The organism is Thioalkalivibrio sp. ALM2T, from assembly GCF_000381505.1.
GTDB classification, from domain to species: Bacteria; Pseudomonadota; Gammaproteobacteria; order Ectothiorhodospirales; family Ectothiorhodospiraceae; genus Thioalkalivibrio; species Thioalkalivibrio versutus.
This window is the reverse complement of the sequence record NZ_KB906575.1, coordinates 1-21,141: the sequence shown is the minus strand read 5'-3', so window position 1 is coordinate 21,141 and position 21,141 is coordinate 1. Positions and strand designations below refer to the sequence as shown.

Here is a 21,141-nt window from a genome sequence, read left to right as displayed (position 1 = left end):
TTCCCGGGCGAAGAAGGCCGACGCTTTTTTTAACAGCTCCTTATCCTCCTTCAATCGCCGGTTCTCTTCCTCGAGCTGGCGGATCCGCTGCTGTTCCGCCGTCAGCGGCCGACCCTCGCCCAGTTGCCCCGCGCGCTCCGCCTTGAGTTGATCGACCCAGCGCCGAACGGCCGTCTCGCCTAGATCCTGATCCCGGCATACGACCGAGACCTCCAGACCGTCATCGACCACCATCCGGGCCACGCGCTCCTTGTATTCGCTTGAAAAGCTTCGGCGCTTGCGTGCCATGGTTGTTCTCCTCGTCCAGGGGGTTATCGTCCCACCTAACGAGGTGTCCACGGAAATTAGACCAGCACAGTGTCTCCAAGCGATACATGCTCGGCTTGGCTCTCATCGCTGCCCATTGGCGTGAGGATGGGCTGAGCCCCTTCTCTGGAGTCAGGTTGCCGCCGGGTTTTTGTGGGCGGGGCCTTGCTTGTGCGAGGGAGCGATTAGCTCCAGGCGGTGCGGGCGCGGCGGTAGAAGTCGGGATCTTCGCTGGTGGCACCCTGCAGGGTGCAGAGGGCGGCGGCGAACTGGAGGGCGCGGTCCAGGGTCGTCGTCCAGGGCCAACCGTTTTGTAGGCCGATGATGGCGACGCTGGCGAAGGCGTCGCCAGCGCCCACGGCATCACGGAAGCCGTCGACGGTTGGGGCCGGGGCCTGCCAGTGCTGGCTATCGGTGGTGTGGATGGCTGCGCCGCCGGCGCCGTGGGTGATGATCAGTGCGGAGCGGATCGCGGCGCGTTCCAGGAGCGCCGCCGGGCGCTCCGGTGCGGCAACGTCCGGGGCCAGTGTGGCCGCCTCGTCGGTGTTCAGCTTGACTACGCCGGCGCCGCGCATCAGCGCGAGGACGTCGTCTGGCTGGTACCACGGTGCGCGCAGGTTCACGTCGACGAAACGATGTTGTGCGCGGGCCTGTAACCGTTCCAGTAGCTCGCGGTTGTCCGCGCGCAGGGCGAGCGTGCCGTGATAGAGGAGGCCCGCGGTGTCCGGCAGCTGGTCCGCCCATTCCGCCGGAACGGTGTCATAGGCCTGGTCAGGGACGATGGTGTAGGTTGGTTCGCCGTCTTCCAGGGCGATGCGGACCTGGCCGGTGGGGGCCGCGGGATGGTGGTACAGACCGCGGGTGTCCATCCCGATGCGGTTCATGCGCTCGCGGATGCTGCGGCCGTCCGCGTCGTTCCCCACGCCGCCCACGAAACAGGCGGCCTCGCCCAGCTGGTGCAGATTCCAGGCGACGTTGAAGGGCGCGCCGCCGAGGACGCGCGTACCGTCGGGGAAGCAATCGAACAGGACTTCGCCGAAGATCAGGTGGGGTTGGGGCGTGCCGTTCATGGGTTTCCTTGGCAGTGGATCAGTCGCCGGCCCGCTCGATGCGGTCACGGCCTCGCTTTTTCGCTTGTAGCAGCGCGTGGTCGGCGGCATCGAATATCGCCTCCGGGGCGGCGGCGGGGTCGATTCCGGCCAGCCCGGCGGAGATGGTGACCTTCAGACGCGTCTTGCCGGAGCGCACGATCAGGCGATCCACGGCGTCGCGAATGGTATTGGCCTGGCTGTATGCAGCGTCAGGCTCGCGATGGATGATCATCACGAATTCCTCCCCGCCGTAGCGCGCGACGAAATCCGGCTCGCGCACGCCCTCGGCCAGAATCTCGGCGACCGCCCGCAGGACCTTGTCGCCGGCGGTGTGGCCGTACTCGTCATTGATGGCCTTGAAGTGGTCGATGTCCCAGACCAGCAGCGAGGCCGCGCCCGATTTCTCGAGTTCCGCGGGGAGTTGCTGCAGCCGCTGTTCGAAGGCCATTCGATTGGGCAGGCCGGTGAGGCTGTCGCGACTGGCTTCGGCGCGCGCCTGCTCCAGCCGGTTGCGCAGCGCTTGCACTTGACCCTCCAGGCTGCGGCCCTTGGAGCGCAAGAGGCGGTTCCGTTCCTGCGCCACCTGCAGTTCGTCTTCCTGCTCGTTCCGAAACGTGGTGACGCGCTCCACCATGCGGTCGAGACCGCGGGTCACCTCGGTGCGCAGGGTCGCGAGGTCCTCGACGTCGACCACCCGGCCTTTGATGTGCTCGACATCCCCGGAGATCCCCGCGTGCAGTTCGGAGACCGATTCCCGGGCGCGCTGGCCGCGCGCCTCGTCTTCGGACAGGGCGGTATCCACGTCTTCCAGGCGGTGCCAGATCTCGCCGACGACCTCGGTGAGTTCTTCGCGCTCCGTCATTGCCTGCTCGCACTTGTCGTGCATCACCGAAAACAGGCGTGTGAGGGTGCGTTCGATCTCTGCTTTGTCGCGCCGATCGGCGGCCCGGGTGAGGGCCTCCAGCTCGGGGTCGAGGAATTCGAAGCCGAGCAGGCCACGCTGGACGACCGCGAGGATGCCGTCCGCCAGGTCCTCTCGCTGATCGCTGGAGCGCACGGCGTCGGCCAGTTGGCCGCTCAGGCGATCCAGCCAGGCGGTGTCGCCGGGGTCGGATTCGATGGCGCGGGTCAGGTCGCGCACGGCGCCTTCCAGCGCCGGCACTTTCGCGGAGACCACCGCGAGCGCCCTGAGGGCCACCCGACGGATCGCGTCTTGCAGGGCTCGCTCCCGGTCCAGCGAGCGCTCGAGCTCGATAATGGTCTTGCGCAGATCGCTGTCGGACATCGGGAAATCCCGGATAGTAGGCGCGCCTATTTAAACGCGGAAATGGGGTGGATGCCAGGGAAACACGGACTCATGTAGACACTGGCGCTCGAACCGTACCCGTCTTTCGACATCGGTTTAGTGCGCTGGATCATGAAGAGCCTGGCGCTGCGGCAGTTCGATCTCGATACCGACCGGCAGGTGGTCGGAGAGCGCCACGTTGTATACACGCACGTCGCTGACGTGCAGGTCGGGGGTCAGCAGGATGTGGTCGAAGACCCGACGTGGGTCCCAGGCGGGATAGGTGGCCGGGCAGGCCATCGGCTCCATCAACCCGGTACGCGCGACCAGTTGCCGCAGTTCCTCGCTGTCCTGCTGGCAGTTGAGGTCGCCCATCACGATGGCATGCGGAAAATCCTGGATGCGCTCCGCGACGTAGGCCAGCTGGGATTTCCGCGTGCGCTTGCCCAGGGCCAGGTGCAGCAGGAACAGCACCAGCTCCTCGCCGTCGCCCATGGCGTAGCGGGCCTCGATCGCGCCGCGGCCGGGCAGCGCTCCGGGCAGACGGTGCATTTGCACCCGGTCCGGCTCCAGGCGCGAGAACAGGGCGAGGGAGTGCTTGGCGAACTGCCCCAGATCGCGGTTGATCCGGTTGTAGGTATACGGGAAATGCGCGCGTTCGGAGAGATAGGAGGCCAGATCGACGAAGTTGCTGCGCAGGCTACCGCCGTCCAGCTCCTGCACACCGACGATGTCGAACTCCGAGATAAAGCGCGCCACCCGGTCGAGGTTGTCCATGCGCCCACCGTAGGGGAGCACGTGCTTCCAGCTGTTGGTCAGGTAGTGATGCAACCGGGAGGAGTGGATGCCGACCTGGGCGTTGAAGCTCAATAGCCGCAGGCGCTGGCTCCCCTGCTCGTGGTGATATCCCAGGCGTTCCGGGGTGGAGGCTTCCGGTTGTGTCGCGCCCTCGGGCCCGGTGGGCGCGGTGCGATCATGGCCGGACGCGATCGAGGTCATCGCGGGTCGTCTCCTGCTGGCGGGCAAGTCCGCGTTGTCAGAATGGACAAACCAGTTCGCCCAAACGTTCCGTCAGCTTCATGTTCTCGCTGTAGTCCACTGGGCAGTCGATGATCGTGACCCCGGGTGTTACCAGGGCCTCGCGCAGCGCCATCTCCAGGCTGTCGCCGGGTTCGATGCGCACGCCGTGCGCCCCGAACGACTGCGCCAGCTGCACGAAGTCCGGATTGCCGAACTCGACGAAGGCCTTGCGGCCATATTCGCGCACCTGCTTCCACTCGATCAGGCCGTAGGCGTTGTCGTTCCAGATCAGCACAACGAAGTTGAGGCCCAGGCGAACCGCCGTTTCCAGTTCCTGCACGTTCATCAGGAAGCCGGCATCGCCGGTGACCGCGACCACCTGGCGTTCGGGGTGGAGCTTGGCGGCGGCAATGGCGCCCGGGAGCGCGATCCCCATGCTGGCAAAGCCATTGGAGATCAGACAGGTATTGGGTAGCTCGCAGCGGAACATGCGCGCCATCCAGAGCTTGTGCGCGCCCACATCGGTGATCATGATCGCGTCGAGGTCGGCGGCGGTGCGCAGATCCCAGATCAGCTTCTGCGGCTTGAGCGGCACCTGGGTGTCGTTGCGGTGCTCGTTCATGTCGTCGATCAGGCTCTGGCGTAGCGGGCGCAGGATGGTCTCTTCGCGGGGGCTCACCTGTTCCGCCAGGCGGTGCAGGCAGGTCGTCAGATCGCCCAGTACCTCGGCAGTCACATTGTAGTGACCGTCGATCTCGGCCGGCGCGGAGTCGATATGGATCAGGGTCCGGTCGGCGTCCGGATGCCAGAAGCTGGGCGGGTATTCGACCAGGTCGTAGCCGATGCAGACGATCACATCGGCCTTGTGGAAGCCAAAATTCACGAAGTCCTGGCTTTGCAGACCGACCGAGCCCAGCGCCAGCGGATGGCGGAACGGCAGTACGCCCTTGGCCATGAAGGTGTTGGCGACCGGAATGTTCAGGGCGCTGGCGAGCATGGCCAGGGCGCCGCTGGCGCCGGAACGGATCACGCCGTTTCCGGCCAGAATCAGCGGGTGCCGGGCCTCGTTCAGCAGGCGCGCGGCCGCCTCCAGGGACGCTTCGGCCGGTACGGCGGCCGGGCCGGCATGTACCGGCAAGGGTGGATTCGGGCACGGCAGCGCGGCGATGTTCTCTGGCAGCTCGATGAAGCTGGCACCGGGTTTGCCGCCTTCGGCCCACTTGAAGGCCTTGCGGATCACCTCGGGCAGGATCTCGGGCTCCAGTACCTGTGAGCTGTACTTGGTGATCGGCTGGAACAGGCCCTTCAGGTCGAGGACCTGGTGCGATTCCTTGTGCAGCCGATGGGTGCTGGCCTGGCCGGCAATTGCGACCAGGGGGGCGTGATCCATGTTGGCGTCGGCGACGCCGGTGATCAGGTTGGTGGCGCCGGGCCCCAGGGTCGCCAGGCAGACGCCCGCCTTTCCGGATAGCCGCCCGTGGACGTCGGCCATGAAGGCCGCGCCCTGCTCGTGACGGGTGGTGACGAACTCGATGGGGGAATCGGCCAGGGCGTCGAGAACGGCCATGTTCTCTTCGCCGGGTAGGCCGAAGATGCGTTCCACGCCCTCCTGTTCGAGGCACTCGACCAGACGCTGCGCGGTGGTCGGATCGCTCATAGCCGAACCCGCCGGAACGGGCCCGCGTTAGCCGCGGGCACGTTCGATCAGGTAGTCGGCAACCTCCAGCATTTCGTCGTGCCCGCCGGCCATGCTGGCGGAGACGATAGCCTCGCCATTGACGACCAGGGTGGGGACGCCGCCCACGCCGTAGTCCTGCACCGCCTCGGTGGCCTCGACGATCCGCTGGCGAATCGCGTCGGAGCGCATGGTTTCGCGGAACTCGTCGGCGTCCAGTCCGCGCTGGTTGATGAAGCGCAGGATGGCGCTTTCCGAGCGCAGCTGGCGGCCCTGATCGTGGATCGCGTCGTAGAACGCCTGATGCACCTCGTCGAGCACGCCCAGCTTCTCGGCGGTGTAGTAGACCCGGGCATGCAGCGCCCAGACATCGTTCATCGGTGCCGGCAGGTATTCGAACTGTACGTCGTCGGCCAGGCCGGGCTTCCATGCCTGAACCTTGGGCTCGAATTCGTAGCAGTGCGGGCAGCCGTACCAGAAGATCTCGACGACCTGGATCTTGCCGTCCTCCAGGCCGGTGTCAAGCGGCGGCTGGATGGCCCGGTAGTGCTGGCCTTCGCGGTATTCGGCCGCGAGGCTGGTACCGGTGGCGAGCAGCAGGCCGGCGCCGCCCAGGGCGCCCATGAATTCACGACGCTTCATTTACAGTTCTCCGTAGGAATGCAGGCCGGACAGGAACATGTTCACACCCAGGAACGCGAAGGTGGTGATGAACAGACCCACGATCGCCCACCAGGCCATGGTCGGGCCGCGCCAACCCTTGGTAAAGCGCATGTGCAGCCAGGCCGCGTAGTTCAGCCAGACGATCAGCGCCCAGGTCTCTTTCGGGTCCCAGGACCAGTAGCCGCCCCAGGCCTCGGCCGCCCACATCGCGCCGAGCACGGTGGCGATGGTGAAGAAGGCAAAGCCGATCGCGATGGCCTTGTACATCACGCTGTCCAGGGTGTCCTTGGACGGGATGCGCTGGGTGATCGCGGCGTCCGGCCGCGTGCGTTCCAGGCGATCGCGGATCAGGAAGGCGACGCCCAGCATGGCGGCGATGGCAAAGCCGCCGTAGCCCACAAAATTGGTGGGTACGTGGATCTTCATCCACCAGCTGTTCAGCGCCGGAACCAGCGGCTCGACGATGTGCGCGTCGCGGGTGAACATGTACCACAGCAGGAAGGTGACCGCGGCCGCGATGATGAGCATCACGAAGGCGCCCATGTTGCGCGAGCCGGTGCGCTGCTCGTAGTACAGGTACATCAGCGCAGTCAGGGCCGCAAACAGGATGAACACCTCGTAGAGGTTGGCCACCGGGATGTAGCCCCAGGTCGGGTCGGTCAGGTAGATCTCGCGCCAGCGCACTAGCAGCGCCATGGTCCCGGCACCCGCGCCGACCCAGGCGAAGGCGGCACCTACGCGGGCGGGGAAATCGGAATTGGAGAACAGGCCCATCAGGTAGGCGACAGTAGAGAGATAGAGGAACACGCTCATCCACATGACGCCGGCCTGACCGGAGCCGATGTAGTTCAGCCAGAAATTGGTCTCGTTGGCGGCCAGGCTGTCGCCGTAAAGCCAGATGCCGAACAGCGCCAGCACCCCGACGATGACCGAGAAGGCCTGCCATGGGCGCCAGAACCAGCCCATCCAGGCGCTGGTGCCGACCGCAAGGATCAGGCCGCCGATGTCGTAGCGGTCCATGTTCTCGCCGAAGAGCGTCAGCGAGACCACCGCTACGGCGGCCATCAGTGCAAAGTAGGCCCAGTCGCGCCACTGCAGTTGGCGGAAGAAACCGGGCCGTTCGAAATCCAGGGCCTCGTGGGGTACAGACATGGTGTGCTCCTCCGGTGACGCGCGGGTCAGGCGTTCTTGTTGTGACTGTCGTCGCCAGCCGAGTCCGAACGGACCGGCTTTTGCTCGATGATCCAGCGCTTAAGATGCGCGAAACGTTCCTCGAATTCCACTTGATGGCGGTTACTGGTGCCGGCCATCACCACGTGGGTGCCTTCGCCGTCCTCGCGCCGCCGCGCCATGATCCACAGGCGCTGATAGGACACGTAGAACAGCAGGAAGATCCCGACAATCAGCATGGTGCTGCCGACGTACACCGTGCTCTGGCCCGGGGCGCGGGCGATCTGCAGGCCCGAGGCCTCGCGGTGCTCGAAGTCCTTCAGGTGGAAGAAGAACGGTGACTGATACAGGCTGATCGCGTTGATCGCCGAGATCGTGTCCTCCAGGAAGCGCTGTTCCTCTTCCTGGATCGAGACCACACCCTCGTCCTGCAGGACCTCCATGTAAAGCCCCTGGAGGCCGGCGTGAAGGATGCGGACCATCAGGTCGCGTACTTCCTCGATGCGTTCGGCCGGGACGCGGCGTTCGATCTCGTTGTGCACGGCCATGTAGCCGCCCTGGGCAAACAGTCCCATCAACTCGGCCGCGGTTTGCGCAATCGCCTGGTTCTGCGACCCTTCGACGGTGTCGTCGTCACGGGCGACCTGGCGGGCGATCTCGTTGCGCACCTCCGGGTTGTGCAGCATGGCCAGATAGGTGCGGAAACGTTCCAGCGAGTTGTCGGCATCGGCCGGCAGGAACAGGTAATGGAACTCGTCGGCCGGACTCTCGCGCACGCCGCTCAGGAAATACATCGCCCCTTCCTGCAGGGCCGGGCGCTGGTAGTTGCGGTAGTACAGGCCATGGCCGGTGCGATCCATCAGGCGGAAGTCGAAGCTCGGGCCCATGTGCCGGTTTTCGCGCACGCCTTCTTCATTCAGGAGCGGGACCACGTTCTCCAGCTGGAAGTTGGTGAACTCGATGGTACGGGTATCGCCATCCGGGGTCGGGATGTCCATCTCCTGGAACACGCGGCCGGGGACTTCGAGCGCTTGCAGCGCCTCGGGACCCAGCGGGATGGCGTCGATGTCCAGACGGGTGCCGCCGTCGGCAAAACTGGCCTGGAAGATGGCATAGCCGTTGTAGATCAGCGGATAGTTGACCGAGATCGTATGCCGCAGCGGCTCGTCGCGGTTCGGATCGTGGATGATCAGGTCCGATTCGTAGGAGCTCTCGGCGCCGGTGGAGAAGCGCTCAATGCGGAACTCCTCCAGTTCGATGCGGAACGGCAGTTCCTGGACGAAATAGCCTTCCCGCATCGGCAGGAAGACCACGTTGGCCGAGGCGCCCTCGGGGATCTCCACCGAACCTCGGAAGGACGGGTTCCAGTCCGGGATCCATGCCGAGCGCGGGACCTCGGAGATCGGCACGCTGCGGGTCTCGATCTCCAGGTTCCCTAGCCATTCGTTGATCTTGAGCAGGGTCGTGCCATCGGCCAGGGCGCCGACACAGATGACGACAATACCGACATGGGTCAGCAGGTAGCCCAGGCGGTTCCAGCGCCCGCGCATCGCGGCGATGACGGTCTGGCCGTCGCTGTTCTTCTCGCGGGCCTTGAAGCCTTGGGCCTTCAACACCCGATGGGCGTGCTCGACGAATTCATCCTGCGGCTGGTCGAGTTCGCCGGTGGCGCTCGAGTGAAACGAGCGCAGGGATTTTTCCTTGACCTGCAGGTTGTAGCGGCGCAGATCCTTCAGCAGTCCGGGCGACTGGCGATAGACGCAGAAGGAGGTGGAGATGACCAGGAAGGCCACCACCAGCAGGAACCAAGTGGCGGAGTACACCTGATACAGGCCCATCCCGGCGAAGATCTCGTGCCAGAACGGCCCGAAATCCATCAGGTACTCCGTATAGGGCTCGTTCTGCACCAGTACGGTGCCGATCACGGAGGCGATGGACAGCGCCACCAGCAGGGTGATCGCCAGGGTCATCGAGCCCATGAAATCCACAAGGATGCGGCTGCGCCGCGGCTTGCGGGTGGCTTTCTGGCGAGATGCGGAGGACGGGCCGGCGTCTGCGGCCTGATCGATATTCGACATTCTGAAACCTGCTTTAACCCTGGCGACTATGCGAAGCAACCCGAGGGGGTTCAATTTCCAAGACAAACTGCACGGGCGTTCCGCGAGCACTGGGTGGACCGATGGCGTGCCGAGGAGTTCGGTCGTGCCCCACCATGACGCAAGTGGCTACGAGGGCATTCCCGCAAAACGTGGTTTTCTTGCGCCCAACAAAAAGGGGCGGCCTCGGCCGCCCCTTTCCTGGGTCGCTTTGCCGCCCATCCTGCGCGGCACAACTGCGGACCGGATCAGTTACCGGTCTGCAGGCCGGCCATGTACTGGGACACGGCCTCGATGTCGGAATCCGACATGTTGCGCGCGACATTGCGCATCATGCGACCGTTGTCGTTGGCGCGATCGCCGCTGCGGAAGTAGCGCAGCTGGTCGGCGCTGTACTGTGCGTGCTGGCCGGCGACGGCCGGGAACATCGCTTCCGGGTTGCCGTTGCCGTTGGGGCCGTGGCAGGCGATGCAGGCGGCGACATTCTGCGACGGGATGCCGCCGCGGTAGATCTGTTCGCCGCGCTCGACGACTTCTTCGTCGGCGGTGCCGCTGCTGATGCTCTGCTCGGCGAAGTAGGCGGACAGGTCACGCATGTCCTGCTCGTCCAGGTTGGCAACCTGGCCGGCCATCAGCGAGTTTTCACGGCGGCCGGACTTGTAGTCTTCCAGCTGCTTGGTGGTGTACTTCGGGTGCTGGCCGGCGAGCTTGGGCCATTCCGGGTTGACGCTGTTGCCGTCAGCCTGGTGGCAAGCCGCGCAGGACTGGGAGAGTTCCTGGCCGCGCTGAGGATCGCCCGCCTGGGCCGCCGACAGCGGGAGCAGCAGGGATACGGACAGGGCAGCAAAGAGAGCGGAAAGCTTGTGGTTCATGATGGAGAATCTCCTGCTTGTAAATGCGTGCCGGGTCTCGACCCGTTCCTTGTGCCCCATGGCAGGGCGATCAACATAAGGGGCGCAGTTTATAGCACAATGCTAATTTGTACTCAAAAATAAACCGAGCCCCGCACTCGGCCAAGGACTGTATCCCCCCATGCAACCCCGATTCCGCGAGACCGCCTTCATGCGCGGGGTGGCTCAGCTATCCCAGCTCCCCGAGGATGCCGGCGTCGAGATCGCCTTTGCCGGGCGTTCCAATGCCGGTAAGTCGAGTGCCCTGAACGCCCTGTGCGGGCGCAAGGCACTGGCGCGGGTCGGGCGCACACCGGGACGCACCCAGGAGATCAATCTGTTCAGCCTGCCGCCGGCAGAGCATTGGCGGCTGGTGGACCTGCCGGGTTACGGCTTTGCCAAGGTCTCGGCCGGAAAGCGGGCCGAGTGGGACCAGTTGCTGGGGGCATATCTGCGGACGCGCCAAAACCTGATTGGGCTGGTGCTGATCATGGATATCCGCCGCCCGCTGACGGACCTGGATCGCCAGCTGCTGGAGTGGGTCTCGCTGGAGCGCTGCCGCCTGCACTGTGTGTTGACCAAGGCGGACAAGCTCTCGCGCCAGGAGGCCGATCGGCAGCTGCGCAAGGCCCATGGCGAGCTCGAGGTCATGGGCGTGGAGGCGACGCTGCAGACCTTTTCTTCCCTGAAAAACCAGGGCGTGGACGATTTGCGCGGCCTGCTCGGCGACTGGCTGGTCGACCACGAGTCCGGTTGACCCACGGGCATGGGCCCGGGTGTCAGGCGTTGGGTCAGGAGGCTTGGACAAAAAGAAGCCCCGGCCTTGGGGTAGGACCGGGGCTAATTTCGGCCTCTACAGGGGGTGGAGAGGCCTAGTGCCCGCTCAGGGAGAGAAGCGGGCCGCGCTGGGCTAGAGCGCTTATGAAGTGAGAAAGCGTCGTCCGGGCAAAGTTCCGGCCGGATCCGTCTGGATTGCGAATTTTTTCACAGAATCGATTGCCCCGGCCTCACACGGGCGTCCTGCGTGAAAGGGGCGAACTTATTCGCGACCCTCATGGCCCTCGATTCGGGCCTGCAAGGTAGCCACCAGCTCGCTTGCCGATGTCCCGTGCGGGTGGATCTCCAGGAGTTCGCCTTCGGGCCCGATCAGGTAGGTGGACGAGCTGTGATCCACCACATACCCCATGGCCGAGTCGATCTCGGTGCGCTCGTAGAACACCCCGTAGCGTTCGGTGATCGGCCCTAGCTCTTCGTGGGAACCCGTAGCGGCCTGGATGGCCGGGTGGAAGTGGCCGACGTAGGTCTTCAGGCGCTGGGCGTCGTCGCGTTCCGGGTCGACGCTCACCAGTACCGCGGCCACCTTGTCCTCCAGTTCCGGGGGCAGGCGATCCAGCGCGGCGCTGACCCAGCCCAGGCTGGTGGGGCAGGCATCCGGACAGGCGGTGTAGCCGAAGTACACCCAGACGTATTGCCCTTCCAGGTCCGCGAGCCGGAACCGGTTGCCCTCGGTGGATACCGGCAGTTCGATCGGCCCGCCGGATACCGCATCCGCCACCGGCAGGCGTTCGTGGTCGGCCCCCTGGGGCACGGGCGGCGGGGCCGGGCGGAGCATCACGAAGACGAGCAGGGCACCGGCCGCCAGCACGGCCAGCGCCCATAACAGGCTGCTCAGCGGAATGCGCTGCATGTCGATCTCCCTCAGGGTGTGTCGCTGTGGCTGCGGCGGGTGACGAAGCGGAACTGGACCCGGGCCGCATCGGGGTCGCCCGCGGGCATTACGGTGGCGGCCCAGGTCATGGCCTCGGTGGTGCAGATGGGCAGGGTGGTCTCGCCGGTGTAACGCCCGTCGCCGGCGTGTTCCAGTCGCGGGCGCTGAAAACCCATGTACATCTCCACCCCGGCCAGGTCCAGTTCCAGGGCCTCCGGGTGGCCCAAGTGGGTCCGCGCGGTCGCATCCAGATCCAGGGTCAGGGCCAGGGGTTGCAGCATCGGCACCGGGCGCGGCGCGATCTCCAGGGTGAGCGTGCCGCCTGCCGGATGGGTGGCGGTGCAGGCGGCGACGTTCAGATCGCACTCGCCCGGTTGGAGAATCGTGACGTCGCCCGAACCGCCGGTGTCCAGATAGCGATCAGCCAGCACCCATGCCGTGGCCAGCAACAGGATCGCGACCAGCCAGGGGGCGACCCGATTGAAGCGCATGGCGGGCGCGTCCGTCATTTAGTGCGCATCGTCCCAATTGGCGCCGACGCCGATATCCACCACCAGCTCCACGTCGAGATCGGCGGCGCCGCTCATGGCCTGGCGCACGAGGTCGGTCAACGCATCCAGTGCGCCGTCGGCGACTTCGAATACGAGTTCATCGTGCACTTGCATGATCATGCGGGCATCGATCTGCGATTCGGCCAGGTCGTTCGCGACCCGCACCATCGCGCGCTTGATGATGTCGGCGGCCGTGCCCTGCATCGGGGCGTTGATCGCGACGCGCTCGGACTGCTGGCGCCGGGCGCCGTTGCGACTGTTGATCTCCGGCAGGTACAGGCGACGGCCGAACAGCGTCTCGACATAGCCGTTCTCGCGCCCGCTGGCGCGCGCCTTCTCCATATAGTCGTGCACGCCGGGATAGCGATTGAAGTAGCGGTCGATGTATTCGCGCGCCTCGCCCTGCTCGATGCCGAGGTTGCGCGCCAGCCCCCAGGCGGACATGCCGTAGATCAAGCCGAAGTTGATCGCCTTGGCCGCCCGTCGCTGGTCGTTCGAGACCTGGTCCGGCTCTGTGCCAAAGACCTCGGCGGCGGTCGCGCGGTGGATGTCCTGCCCCTCGGCGAAGGCGCGCAGCAGGCCCGCGTCCTGCGACAGGTGGGCCATGATGCGCAGCTCGATCTGCGAGTAGTCGGCCGCCAGCAGCTGGTGGCCCGCCTCGGCGATGAAGGCCTGGCGGATGCGCCGCCCGGCCTCGGTGCGCACCGGGATGTTCTGCAGGTTCGGTTCCGACGACGACAGGCGTCCGGTGGCCGCGCCCGACTGGTGATAGGACGTATGCACCCGCCCGGTCTTGGGGTGGATGCGCCGGGGCAGGGTCTCGGTGTAGGTGCTGCGCAGCTTGGACAGCCCGCGGTGCTCCAGGATCAGGCGTGGCAGGGCGTAGTCACCCGCCATCTGTTCCAGCACGTCCTCGGCGGTCGAGGGCTGGCCCTTGGGCGTGCGCCGCAGCACCGGCAGCCCCAGGCGTTCGAACAGGATCTCCTGGATCTGCTTGGGCGAGCCGAGGTTGAACTCGCCACCGGCCTCCTCGAAGGCCTCGCGCTCGATGCGCTCCATCTCCGTCAGCAGCGCCTGGCTCTGCGCGCCGAGCTGGTCCGGGTCGACCTTCACGCCTGCGCGCTCGATATCCGCCAGCACCGGGATCAGCGGCATCTCGATCTCGCGGTAGACGAAGGCCGGGCCTTCCGCTTCCTTCAGGCGCGGCTGGAACACCGCATCCAGTTGCAGACAGATATCGGCATCCTCGCCGGCGTAATCGGTGGCGATGCCGATATCCACTTCGGCGAATGGAATCTGCTTCGCGCCCTTGCCCGCCACGTCCTCGTAGTGCGTGGTCTTGTAGTCCAGGTGGCGCTCGGCCAGGGAATCCAGGTCGTGGCGGTTGGCACCCGCGTCCAGGCAGAAGGATTCGAGCAGGGTATCGTCCTGAATGCCGCGCAGGGTGATGCCGTGATTGCCCAGCACGTTGCGGTCGTACTTCAGGTGATGGCCCAGCTTGCCGTGGTCCGCCGATTCCAGCCAGGGCTTCAGGCGCTCCAGCGTCGCGTCGAACGGTAACTGCGGGTCCGCATCCGGCCCGGTATGGGCGAGCGGCAGGTAGTACGCGGTACCCGGCTCGAACGCGAACGACATGCCTACCAGTTCGGCACGCATCGCATCCAGACTGGTGGTCTCGGTGTCGAAGGCCACGCGCTCGGCCTTGTCCAGGCGCTCCAGTAGCCCAGCGAAATCGGCCTCTTGGCGAACGGTCTGGTAGTCGCCCTTCGTCTGTGCGGGTCCGGGGTTGTCGGCGGCGGTATCGCCGTTGCCGCCTTCCAGTTCCGCGCGCCAGCGAGTGAAGCCGTAGCGGCGCACCATCTCCAGCAGGCGGTCATGGTCCGGCTCCTGGATCGCGAGGTCGTCGGGGCCAACATCCAGGGGGACATCGCGCTTGACCGTGATCAGCTCGCGCGAGGTCGGCAACCGGTCGGTGGCCGCGCGCAGGTTCTCGCCGATCTTGCCGCCGATGTCGTCGGCCTGCTCGAGGATGGTGTCGAGGTCGCCGTACTTCGCGATCCACTTGGCTGCGGTCTTCGGGCCGACCTTGTCGACGCCCGGGACGTTGTCGACGCTGTCGCCCATGAGCGCGAGATAATCGACGATCTGCTCCGGGGCGACGCCGAACTTCTCCCGCACGCCGTCCGGGTCCAGGGTGACGCCGCTCATGGTATTCACCAGCGTGATGCGATCATCCACCAGCTGGGCGAGGTCCTTGTCGCCGGTGGAGATCACCACCGCATGGCCGGCGCGCGCCGCCTGATCGGCCAGGGTCGCGATCACGTCGTCGGCCTCGACACCCCCGACGCACAGCAGCGGCAGGCCCATCGCCCGGACCAGCTCGTGCAGGGGCTCGATCTGGGCCGCTAGCTCATCCGGCATCGGGGGGCGGGTGGCCTTGTATTCGGGGTAGATGTCGTCGCGGAAGGTCTTGCCCTTGGCGTCGAACACCACCGCCATGTGCTCCGGCCCGTAGTCTGCGCGCAGCTTGCGCAGCATGTTGGCCACGCCAATCATCGCGCCGGTCGGGGCGCCATCCGGCGCGGTCAGTGGCGGCAGGGCGTGAAACGCGCGGAACAGGTAGGACGAGCCGTCGACCAGGACGAGGGGCGGTTGCGACATGCAGGCGGAATCCGGACAGGGAACGCGCGCCATTCTACAGGGCTGGCCGTGAGGCGCCCATTCGTGCGGGCCATTTGTATGGATACGTTTGTATGGACGCGGGGCGCCCGTTACGCTTGAGTCTCCATCCGAGGAACCCGCCGCATGAACAACCGTGAACGTGCCGAACACCCGGGCCTGCGTCCGATTGATGACTCTGCCCTGACCCGCGAAAGCTGGAAGATCTTCCAGATCATGGCGGAGTTCGTGGAGGGCTTCGAGCGCCTGGCGCACATCAAGCCCTCGGTCAGCATCTTTGGTTCTGCACGCTTTCCCCCGGAGCATCGCTATTACCAGCTGGGCGAGACGACCGCGCGCCAGCTGTCGGATGCCGGCTTTGCGGTGGTCAGCGGTGGCGGGCCGGGCATCATGGAGGCGGCCAACAAGGGCGCCTTCGCCGGGCACTCGCCGAGCATCGGCCTGAACATCCAGCTGCCCCACGAGCAAAGTTCCAATCCCTATCAGGACATCGGGCTCGGCTTTCGCCACTTCTTTTCGCGCAAGGTGATGTTCGTGAAGTATGCATCCGCCTACGTGGTCCTGCCGGGCGGCTTTGGCACACTGGACGAGCTGGCGGAGATCCTGACGCTGGTGCAGACCGGCAAGACTCGGCGTATTCCCGTGGTCCTCGTGGGCAGCGAGTTCTGGAAGGGGCTGCTCGACTGGTTCCAGGATACCCTGGTGGAACAGGGCACCATCGACGAGGAGGACCTGCAGCTATACTCGTTGGTAGATTCGCCGGAGGATGTGGTGAGCGCGATTTTCGAGCACTACGAGACGCGCAGCTTCGAGCCGTCCGCGGAAGAAAAGAAACGACTGATGGAGCTGTGACGATGACCCCGACCCGCCTGAGCCTGCCCCTGTCGCTGCTGGCGGCCCTGCTGCTGGTGCCCGGTTCGGCGCTGGCGCAGGAAGACCGCGAGTGGGGGGATGCCCCGCCGCCGCCGGAACTGGACGAGGCTGCCGATCCGCCGCCCCCGGTGCTGGACGAGCGCGCCCGCGAGCAGCGCTCCCTGGAAGAGGCCGACATCATCATTATCGAGCGCGACGGCGAGACGCGGCGCGAGTACCGCATGGGCGGCGAGCTGGTCATGGTCGAGGTTACGCCCGCGGTCGGCCCGACCTACTACCTGATTGATACCACTGGCGATGGCACGCTGGATGGTCGCCGCAACGAGCTGGATCCCGACTTTGTACCCCCGTCCTGGGTGATTTTCCGATGGTAATGAATGAATCCGAAATTCAGCGCTGCGGCGAGCTTGCCGACCTGGTGCTGACGGTCGGTCCCGAGGGGCCGGAACTCGACGGTCGGCCGGTGCAGTGCCTGCGCCTGCCGGCTGCTGCGGCGCCGGCCCTGGAGCAGGCCCTCGCCGAGGTCCCTGCTGGCTGTGGCCGCGTGATCGGCCGGGGTACAGATGATGCGGCCGGGCAGGTGGTCCTGGTGCTCGAGCGTGGCCAGGCCATTCAGGGCACGGTGGCGGCCGAGGGGCCTGGCAGCCTGGAGGCCCTGGGCGAGCGCGCGGCCGACTGGCAGGGCCGCCACACGGCCGGCACCCTGCCCGCTGGAGACGGCTACCGACGCGGCGTGCTGCAGCAGAGGATGCGCGAGCGTGCGGACACAATCACGCCTTCTCTGGATGCCGAATCGCGGACCATCCTGGATGCCGAGCTGCACCATCAGGGGCTTTACCGTTTCGAGGACCTGCCGCTGGCGGGAAGCGTCTGGCAGACGGTCCGCATCTATCCGGAGGGCGCCGGCCTGGCCGATCTGGTCCTCCCGCCCGCGCCGGTGCCGGCCTTCTGGCAGGTTGCACGGCTCGCCCTGGCAGTCGCCGTGGATGACGCGGGGCGGCCGGATGCCGAGGGCTACCGGGCGTTGCTGTCCGGATATAACGGACGGCGGCCGTTGACCGCCATCGAGCGAGGGGCGGCGCCAACCCTGCTGCGCCTGGCTGCGCTGGACGACTGGCTCGCCGCACTGGAGGCCGGGGCCGATGGGCGCACCGAGCGCGAACGGCTGGCAGCCCTTCAGGCAGAAGCGGCTCGCTTGCAGGGTATCTGGGTTCGCGCCGCGGCTTGATGGCCCAGCCGGCCCGCACTGACGTGTGGGGCGCCTGGGCCGGTCGTTCGCAAACACAACGAGGCGGGGTCGTGGATCCGTGCCTTCCAAGGAGGAAAGCCCATGTTCCGAATCGCTGTCTGGCTGGCGCTGCCCCTGGCCGCCCTTCTCGCCCCTGCGCTCCTTAGTGCCGACGTCTATCGCTGGACCGACGATCAGGGCAATGTCCACTTTGGCGACCGCCCCCCCGAGGGGAGCCGTAGCGAATCGGTCGATGTGCGTGAGCCGATGCGGGGCGTGCCGCTGGAGGGCGCGCGTGAGATCCTCGAGCGCCCCGTGCGCCCGCGCGGTCAGCCCGAAGCGGAGGGTGCCTACCAGCGGGTCGCCATCGCGCGGCCGGGGGATGGCGAGGGCGTGCGGGCGAACGATGGCAATGTGACCGCGGAGATCGAGATTGAACCGGCGCTTGACGCCGATGCCGGCCACCGCGTGGTCTGGTTGCTGGACGGGGAGGCCGCCGGCGAGGGGGCCTCGACGAGCGCGACCTTCCAGGGCCTGAACCGCGGTGCCTATACCCTGCAGGCGCGGGTCGTAGACGAGTCGGGTCAGGAACTGGGTGCCAGCGATACCATCGAGTTCAACGTGCTGCGCATGGCCATCCCGCGCAGCCAGCAACAGCAGCAACGGCCTCAGCAGTTTCCATCGGGCGGTGCACCGCAGGCACCGCAGGCTCCCCGGGCGCCGCAGCCGGTGACGCCTGGCCCGAATTGACGACGGCAGTCGTATATCGCACCGAAGTGGTGCGTTCGGCGCCCCAGATTGGTGCTATTATTGCACCACTCTGGGGCGTTTCGGTTTCAAGGGTGTCGGCGGCCAGGCTTCTGGTGTGACGCAGCCCTCGGCTTCAGCGTCCCGCCCGGCGATTTTCGCTTGGCGCAATTCCTGCTTGAGGCCTTTCGATGACTACGCCCGCTGCCAATCCCGGTATGACCACCCCGCCCTGGTGGGACGACCTCTCCACGGCCGTGCTGGTGACCGATGCAGAACTGCGCCTGTTGAGCCTGAACAGTGCGGCCGAGGTCCTGCTCGGGCTTAGCCGCGAACGCATCGTCGGCCACGGACTGGGGCAGTGGCTCAAGCTGGACCGGAATCTGGCCAACCGCCTGCGCTCGGCGCTGACCCTGGATCAGCCGATCACGCTGCGTGCCCGTCAGATGGAGCCCCTCCGAGCCGACAGCTTCCTGGCCGACGTGATCATCACGCCACTGCACGCCGCCGGCGAGCGGCCGGGCCAGCTGCTGTTCGAACTGAACGCCATCGACCGCCACGAGCGCATCAGCCGCGAGGAACAGTTGCAGAAGCAGCAGGCGATCACCCGTGCGGTGACCCGCGGGCTGGCCCACGAGATCAAGAACCCACTGGGCGGGCTGCGCGGCGCGGCGCAGTTGCTCGCCAGCGAGCTGGACGACTCGGGCCTCAAGGAATACACCCAGATCATCATCCGCGAGGCGGACCGCCTGCGCAGCCTGGTGGACCGCATGCTGGGGCCGAACAACATGCCGCGGCGCGAGGCCGTCAATCTGCACGAGGTCCTGGAGCACGTCCGGGGCCTGGTCAGCGTGCAACTGCCGCTGGGGCTGAAGATCCGCGGCGACTACGACCCCAGTATTCCCGACGTGCAGGCGGATCGCGACATGCTGGTGCAGGCCATCCTCAACCTGGTGCAGAACGCGGTGCATGCACTGGAAGACGGGGGGCAGATCACCCTGAGCTCGCGGATCCTGCGCCAGTACACGATCTCCGGGAAACGCCACCGGCTGGTGGCCAAACTGAGTGTGCGCGACAATGGCCCCGGCATCCCGGAGGAGATCCGCGAACGCATCTTTTTCCCCATGGTGACCGGGCGCGCCGAGGGCACCGGGCTGGGGCTGCCGATTGCCCAGAGCCTGATCCAGCTGCATGACGGCTTGATCGAATGCCATTCGCGCCCGGGGGCGACCTCATTCGACATCCTGCTTCCTATTGATTCCCCCCAGGGCCGGGAGGAGACGCACTGATGGAACCCATCGTCTGGATCATTGACGACGACGACTCGATTCGCTGGGTGCTGGAACGCGCCCTCCAGCGTCACGCGATTGCCGTTCGCGGTTTCGAGACCGCGGACGCTGCCTGGGCGGCGCTCGAGCGGGATCCGGTCCCGGACACCATCGTCGCCGACATCCGCATGCCGGGCCTGAACGGGCTGGATTTCCTGGCCCGCATGCAGACCCGCCCGGATCCGCCGCCGGTCATCATCATGACCGCCTTCTCCGATCTGGAGAGCGCGGTGGGCGCCTACCAGACCGGGGCCTTCGAGTACCTGCCCAAGCCGTTCGACGTGGACGAGGCCGTGGCCCTGGTGCAGCGCGCGCTGGAGGCGCGCCGCGCCGGGCAGGAGAACGGTCCCGCCGGTCCCGAGATCGAGGAGACCCCGATCATCGGCGAGGCCCCGGCCATGCAGGAGATGTTCCGCGCCATCGGGCGGCTATCGCGCAGCAATATCACCGTGCTGATCAATGGCGAATCCGGTACCGGCAAGGAGCTGGTCGCGCGGGCCCTGCACCAGCACAGCCCGCGCGCCGACCAGCCGTTGATCGCGCTGAACACCGCAGCCATCCCCAAGGATCTGCTCGAAAGCGAGCTGTTCGGTCACGAACGCGGCGCGTTCACCGGAGCCAACCAGAGTCGCAAGGGCCGCTTCGAGCAGGCCGATGGCGGCACCCTGTTCCTCGACGAGATCGGCGATATGCCGTTCGACCTGCAGACGCGTCTGTTGCGGGTGCTGTCCGATGGCACGTTCTACCGTGTGGGCGGCCATACCCCGATCCGGGTAGACGTGCGCATCATCGCCGCGACCCACCAGGACCTGGAAGAACGCGTCCGCGCGGGCTTGTTCCGCGAGGATCTGTTCCACCGCCTGAACGTGATCCGCATCCACGTGCCATCCCTGCGCGAGCGGCCGGAGGATATCCCGTTGCTGGTACAGCACTTCATGGCTGAGGTCGCTCAGGAGCTGGGGGTGGAGGCCAAGACCATGCGCCCCGAGGTGGTCGCGGAGCTGCAGCGTTTGCCGTGGCCGGGGAACGTCCGCCAGCTGGAAAACACCTGCCGCTGGCTCACCGTGATGGCGTCGGGCCGCGAGGTGCACCTGGATGACCTGCCGGCCGAGCTGCACCAGCCGACCGAGACCCGCGCCGAGCCCGGGAGTGCCCCGGTCCGTGTCGCTGCCGGCCCGCGGGACTGGACCGCCGAACTCGCCCAGGTCGCCCGCCAGCACTGGCAGCGCGGCGATCACGACCTGCTGGGCTCGGTCTTGCCCCAGCTGGAACGCACGGTGATCCGCGAGGCCCTGAACGCGACCGGTGGTCACCGCCAGCAGGCGGCCGCCCTGCTTGGATGGGGCCGCAACACCCTCACTCGCAAGATCCAGGAACTCGGCCTCGACGACGAGTAGGTTTTTTCACCGCGAAGGCACGAAGAAGGGCAAGGGCGATTTAACCACAGAGATCGCGGAGGACATGGAGAAAACCAGGGATCGTTTTGTTACGGGTAGGATGCCGATGAGCGCAGCGAATCGCATCGGTCACACGGGATGGCTCGGCCCCGATGCGTTTCGCATGGCTCAACGCATCCTTGTGTCTTGCGGTTCACGGATCGCTACCATGAACCGTACCGGGCTCGGGGTAACCCGAACGCATCCTGAGGTCACGAACCTGTTTCGTAGATGGGCCCCCGAGTCCTTTTCCATCTCGAAGTTTGAACGGTATCCAATGCCCCCCGTGAGGGACGGGTGAGGCTGTACGGACAAGGCGAGAGGACGAGATGGCGCATATTGGCATTGATGTGAGCAAGAACAAGCTCGACTGCATGTGGGTCCGGGATCTGGAG

The 21,141-nt window shown here is 66.2% G+C and carries 19 protein-coding genes; 7 read left to right on the top strand and 12 right to left on the bottom strand.

Going from position 1 to position 21,141, the window contains the following annotated elements; all coding sequences use genetic code 11:
* The 9 genes from F816_RS0113530 to F816_RS0113490 form a co-directional block, all read right to left on the bottom strand.
* Positions 1 to 288 (bottom strand): transposase (locus F816_RS0113530; protein ID WP_019594798.1); only part of this gene is annotated, 288 nt, incomplete at its 3' end.
* A 203-nt stretch (positions 289 to 491) separates the two neighbouring features.
* Entirely contained in the window at positions 492 to 1,376 is an 885-nt protein-coding gene (locus F816_RS0113525) for a PfkB family carbohydrate kinase (RefSeq protein WP_019595164.1), read from the bottom strand.
* Between the two features lie 19 nt (positions 1,377 to 1,395).
* Complete coding sequence (locus tag F816_RS0113520; protein ID WP_019595163.1) at positions 1,396 to 2,682, bottom strand: GGDEF domain-containing protein; 1,287 nt, start codon at positions 2,680 to 2,682, stop codon at positions 1,396 to 1,398.
* Between the two features lie 117 nt (positions 2,683 to 2,799).
* Positions 2,800 to 3,681 (bottom strand): endonuclease/exonuclease/phosphatase family protein, encoded by an 882-nt coding sequence (locus tag F816_RS0113515; protein WP_019595162.1) that lies wholly within the window; start codon positions 3,679 to 3,681, stop codon positions 2,800 to 2,802.
* Between the two features lie 37 nt (positions 3,682 to 3,718).
* Complete coding sequence (locus F816_RS0113510) at positions 3,719 to 5,359, bottom strand: acetolactate synthase large subunit (protein ID WP_019595161.1); 1,641 nt, start codon at positions 5,357 to 5,359, stop codon at positions 3,719 to 3,721.
* A gap of 27 nt (positions 5,360 to 5,386) precedes the next feature.
* Positions 5,387 to 6,019 (bottom strand): thiol:disulfide interchange protein DsbA/DsbL, encoded by a 633-nt coding sequence (locus F816_RS0113505; protein ID WP_018937447.1) that lies wholly within the window; start codon positions 6,017 to 6,019, stop codon positions 5,387 to 5,389.
* The gene (gene ccsB / locus F816_RS0113500; protein WP_019595160.1) at positions 6,020 to 7,192 is read right to left on the bottom strand and encodes a c-type cytochrome biogenesis protein CcsB; all 1,173 of its coding nucleotides are present in this window, start codon (positions 7,190 to 7,192) and stop codon (positions 6,020 to 6,022) included. It lies immediately after the preceding gene.
* A 26-nt stretch (positions 7,193 to 7,218) separates the two neighbouring features.
* On the bottom strand, positions 7,219 to 9,288 hold the full coding sequence (locus F816_RS0113495; RefSeq protein ID WP_019595159.1) for a cytochrome c biogenesis protein ResB: 2,070 nt from the start codon (positions 9,286 to 9,288) through the stop codon (positions 7,219 to 7,221).
* 266 nt (positions 9,289 to 9,554) lie between these two features.
* Positions 9,555 to 10,178 carry a cytochrome c gene (locus F816_RS0113490; protein WP_019595158.1) on the bottom strand — a complete coding sequence of 208 codons (624 nt, stop codon included), beginning with the start codon at positions 10,176 to 10,178 and terminating at the stop codon, positions 9,555 to 9,557.
* 160 nt (positions 10,179 to 10,338) lie between these two features.
* On the opposite strand from F816_RS0113490, the gene yihA reads away from it, so the two are divergent.
* On the top strand, positions 10,339 to 10,953 hold the full coding sequence (gene yihA, locus F816_RS0113485; RefSeq protein ID WP_019595157.1) for a ribosome biogenesis GTP-binding protein YihA/YsxC: 615 nt from the start codon (positions 10,339 to 10,341) through the stop codon (positions 10,951 to 10,953).
* Between the two features lie 282 nt (positions 10,954 to 11,235).
* Here the strand turns inward: yihA and F816_RS0113480 are convergent, their stop codons facing one another.
* The 3 genes from F816_RS0113480 to polA are packed head-to-tail and all read right to left on the bottom strand — an operon-like array spanning position 11,236 to position 15,116.
* Positions 11,236 to 11,883, bottom strand: a complete 648-nt coding sequence (locus F816_RS0113480; protein WP_019595156.1) for an SCO family protein — start codon at positions 11,881 to 11,883, stop codon at positions 11,236 to 11,238.
* Positions 11,884 to 11,894: 11 nt separating this feature from the next.
* Positions 11,895 to 12,413, bottom strand: coding sequence for a hypothetical protein (locus tag F816_RS0113475; protein WP_019595155.1), 519 nt, complete (start codon positions 12,411 to 12,413; stop codon positions 11,895 to 11,897).
* The gene (polA, locus tag F816_RS0113470) at positions 12,414 to 15,116 is read right to left on the bottom strand and encodes a DNA polymerase I (RefSeq protein WP_019595154.1); all 2,703 of its coding nucleotides are present in this window, start codon (positions 15,114 to 15,116) and stop codon (positions 12,414 to 12,416) included.
* Between the two features lie 144 nt (positions 15,117 to 15,260).
* Here polA and F816_RS0113465 point away from each other — a divergent pair, with 144 nt between their 5' ends.
* From F816_RS0113465 to ntrC, 6 genes are all read left to right on the top strand, one after another.
* Positions 15,261 to 15,986, top strand: coding sequence for a TIGR00730 family Rossman fold protein (locus F816_RS0113465; protein ID WP_018950930.1), 726 nt, complete (start codon positions 15,261 to 15,263; stop codon positions 15,984 to 15,986).
* A gap of 2 nt (positions 15,987 to 15,988) precedes the next feature.
* Positions 15,989 to 16,381 carry a DUF2782 domain-containing protein gene (locus tag F816_RS0113460; protein ID WP_018950931.1) on the top strand — a complete coding sequence of 131 codons (393 nt, stop codon included), beginning with the start codon at positions 15,989 to 15,991 and terminating at the stop codon, positions 16,379 to 16,381.
* Positions 16,381 to 17,235, top strand: a complete 855-nt coding sequence (locus F816_RS0113455) for a hypothetical protein (protein ID WP_019595153.1) — start codon at positions 16,381 to 16,383, stop codon at positions 17,233 to 17,235. Before F816_RS0113460 ends, F816_RS0113455 begins: the two co-directional genes overlap by 1 nt.
* Positions 17,236 to 17,337: 102 nt before the next feature.
* Complete coding sequence (locus tag F816_RS0113450) at positions 17,338 to 17,985, top strand: DUF4124 domain-containing protein (RefSeq protein WP_019595152.1); 648 nt, start codon at positions 17,338 to 17,340, stop codon at positions 17,983 to 17,985.
* Positions 17,986 to 18,173: 188 nt separating this feature from the next.
* A complete protein-coding gene (gene glnL / locus F816_RS0113445) occupies positions 18,174 to 19,271 on the top strand; it encodes a nitrogen regulation protein NR(II) (protein ID WP_018937437.1) in 1,098 nt (365 codons plus the stop codon).
* Positions 19,271 to 20,707, top strand: a complete 1,437-nt coding sequence (ntrC, locus tag F816_RS0113440; protein WP_019595151.1) for a nitrogen regulation protein NR(I) — start codon at positions 19,271 to 19,273, stop codon at positions 20,705 to 20,707. Before glnL ends, ntrC begins: the two co-directional genes overlap by 1 nt.
* Positions 20,708 to 21,141: the final 434 nt, after the last annotated feature.

Bases quoted from the DNA above. Each gene is read 5' to 3' on its own strand.
- yihA (WP_019595157.1), top strand. From the start codon at position 10,339: ATGCAACCCCGATTCCGCGAGACCGCCTTCATGCGCGGGGTGGCTCAG.
- polA (WP_019595154.1), bottom strand. From the start codon at position 15,116: ATGTCGCAACCGCCCCTCGTCCTGGTCGACGGCTCGTCCTACCTGTTC.
- glnL (WP_018937437.1), top strand. From the start codon at position 18,174: ATGACTACGCCCGCTGCCAATCCCGGTATGACCACCCCGCCCTGGTGG.
- F816_RS0113525 (WP_019595164.1), bottom strand. From the start codon at position 1,376: ATGAACGGCACGCCCCAACCCCACCTGATCTTCGGCGAAGTCCTGTTC.
- F816_RS0113490 (WP_019595158.1), bottom strand. From the start codon at position 10,178: ATGAACCACAAGCTTTCCGCTCTCTTTGCTGCCCTGTCCGTATCCCTG.
- ccsB (WP_019595160.1), bottom strand. From the start codon at position 7,192: ATGTCTGTACCCCACGAGGCCCTGGATTTCGAACGGCCCGGTTTCTTC.
- F816_RS0113465 (WP_018950930.1), top strand. From the start codon at position 15,261: ATGAACAACCGTGAACGTGCCGAACACCCGGGCCTGCGTCCGATTGAT.
- F816_RS0113460 (WP_018950931.1), top strand. From the start codon at position 15,989: ATGACCCCGACCCGCCTGAGCCTGCCCCTGTCGCTGCTGGCGGCCCTG.
- F816_RS0113520 (WP_019595163.1), bottom strand. From the start codon at position 2,682: ATGTCCGACAGCGATCTGCGCAAGACCATTATCGAGCTCGAGCGCTCG.
- F816_RS0113495 (WP_019595159.1), bottom strand. From the start codon at position 9,288: ATGTCGAATATCGATCAGGCCGCAGACGCCGGCCCGTCCTCCGCATCT.
- ntrC (WP_019595151.1), top strand. From the start codon at position 19,271: ATGGAACCCATCGTCTGGATCATTGACGACGACGACTCGATTCGCTGG.
- F816_RS0113510 (WP_019595161.1), bottom strand. From the start codon at position 5,359: ATGAGCGATCCGACCACCGCGCAGCGTCTGGTCGAGTGCCTCGAACAG.
- F816_RS0113515 (WP_019595162.1), bottom strand. From the start codon at position 3,681: ATGACCTCGATCGCGTCCGGCCATGATCGCACCGCGCCCACCGGGCCC.
- F816_RS0113475 (WP_019595155.1), bottom strand. From the start codon at position 12,413: ATGACGGACGCGCCCGCCATGCGCTTCAATCGGGTCGCCCCCTGGCTG.
- F816_RS0113505 (WP_018937447.1), bottom strand. From the start codon at position 6,019: ATGAAGCGTCGTGAATTCATGGGCGCCCTGGGCGGCGCCGGCCTGCTG.
- F816_RS0113450 (WP_019595152.1), top strand. From the start codon at position 17,338: ATGTTCCGAATCGCTGTCTGGCTGGCGCTGCCCCTGGCCGCCCTTCTC.
- F816_RS0113455 (WP_019595153.1), top strand. From the start codon at position 16,381: ATGAATGAATCCGAAATTCAGCGCTGCGGCGAGCTTGCCGACCTGGTG.
- F816_RS0113480 (WP_019595156.1), bottom strand. From the start codon at position 11,883: ATGCAGCGCATTCCGCTGAGCAGCCTGTTATGGGCGCTGGCCGTGCTG.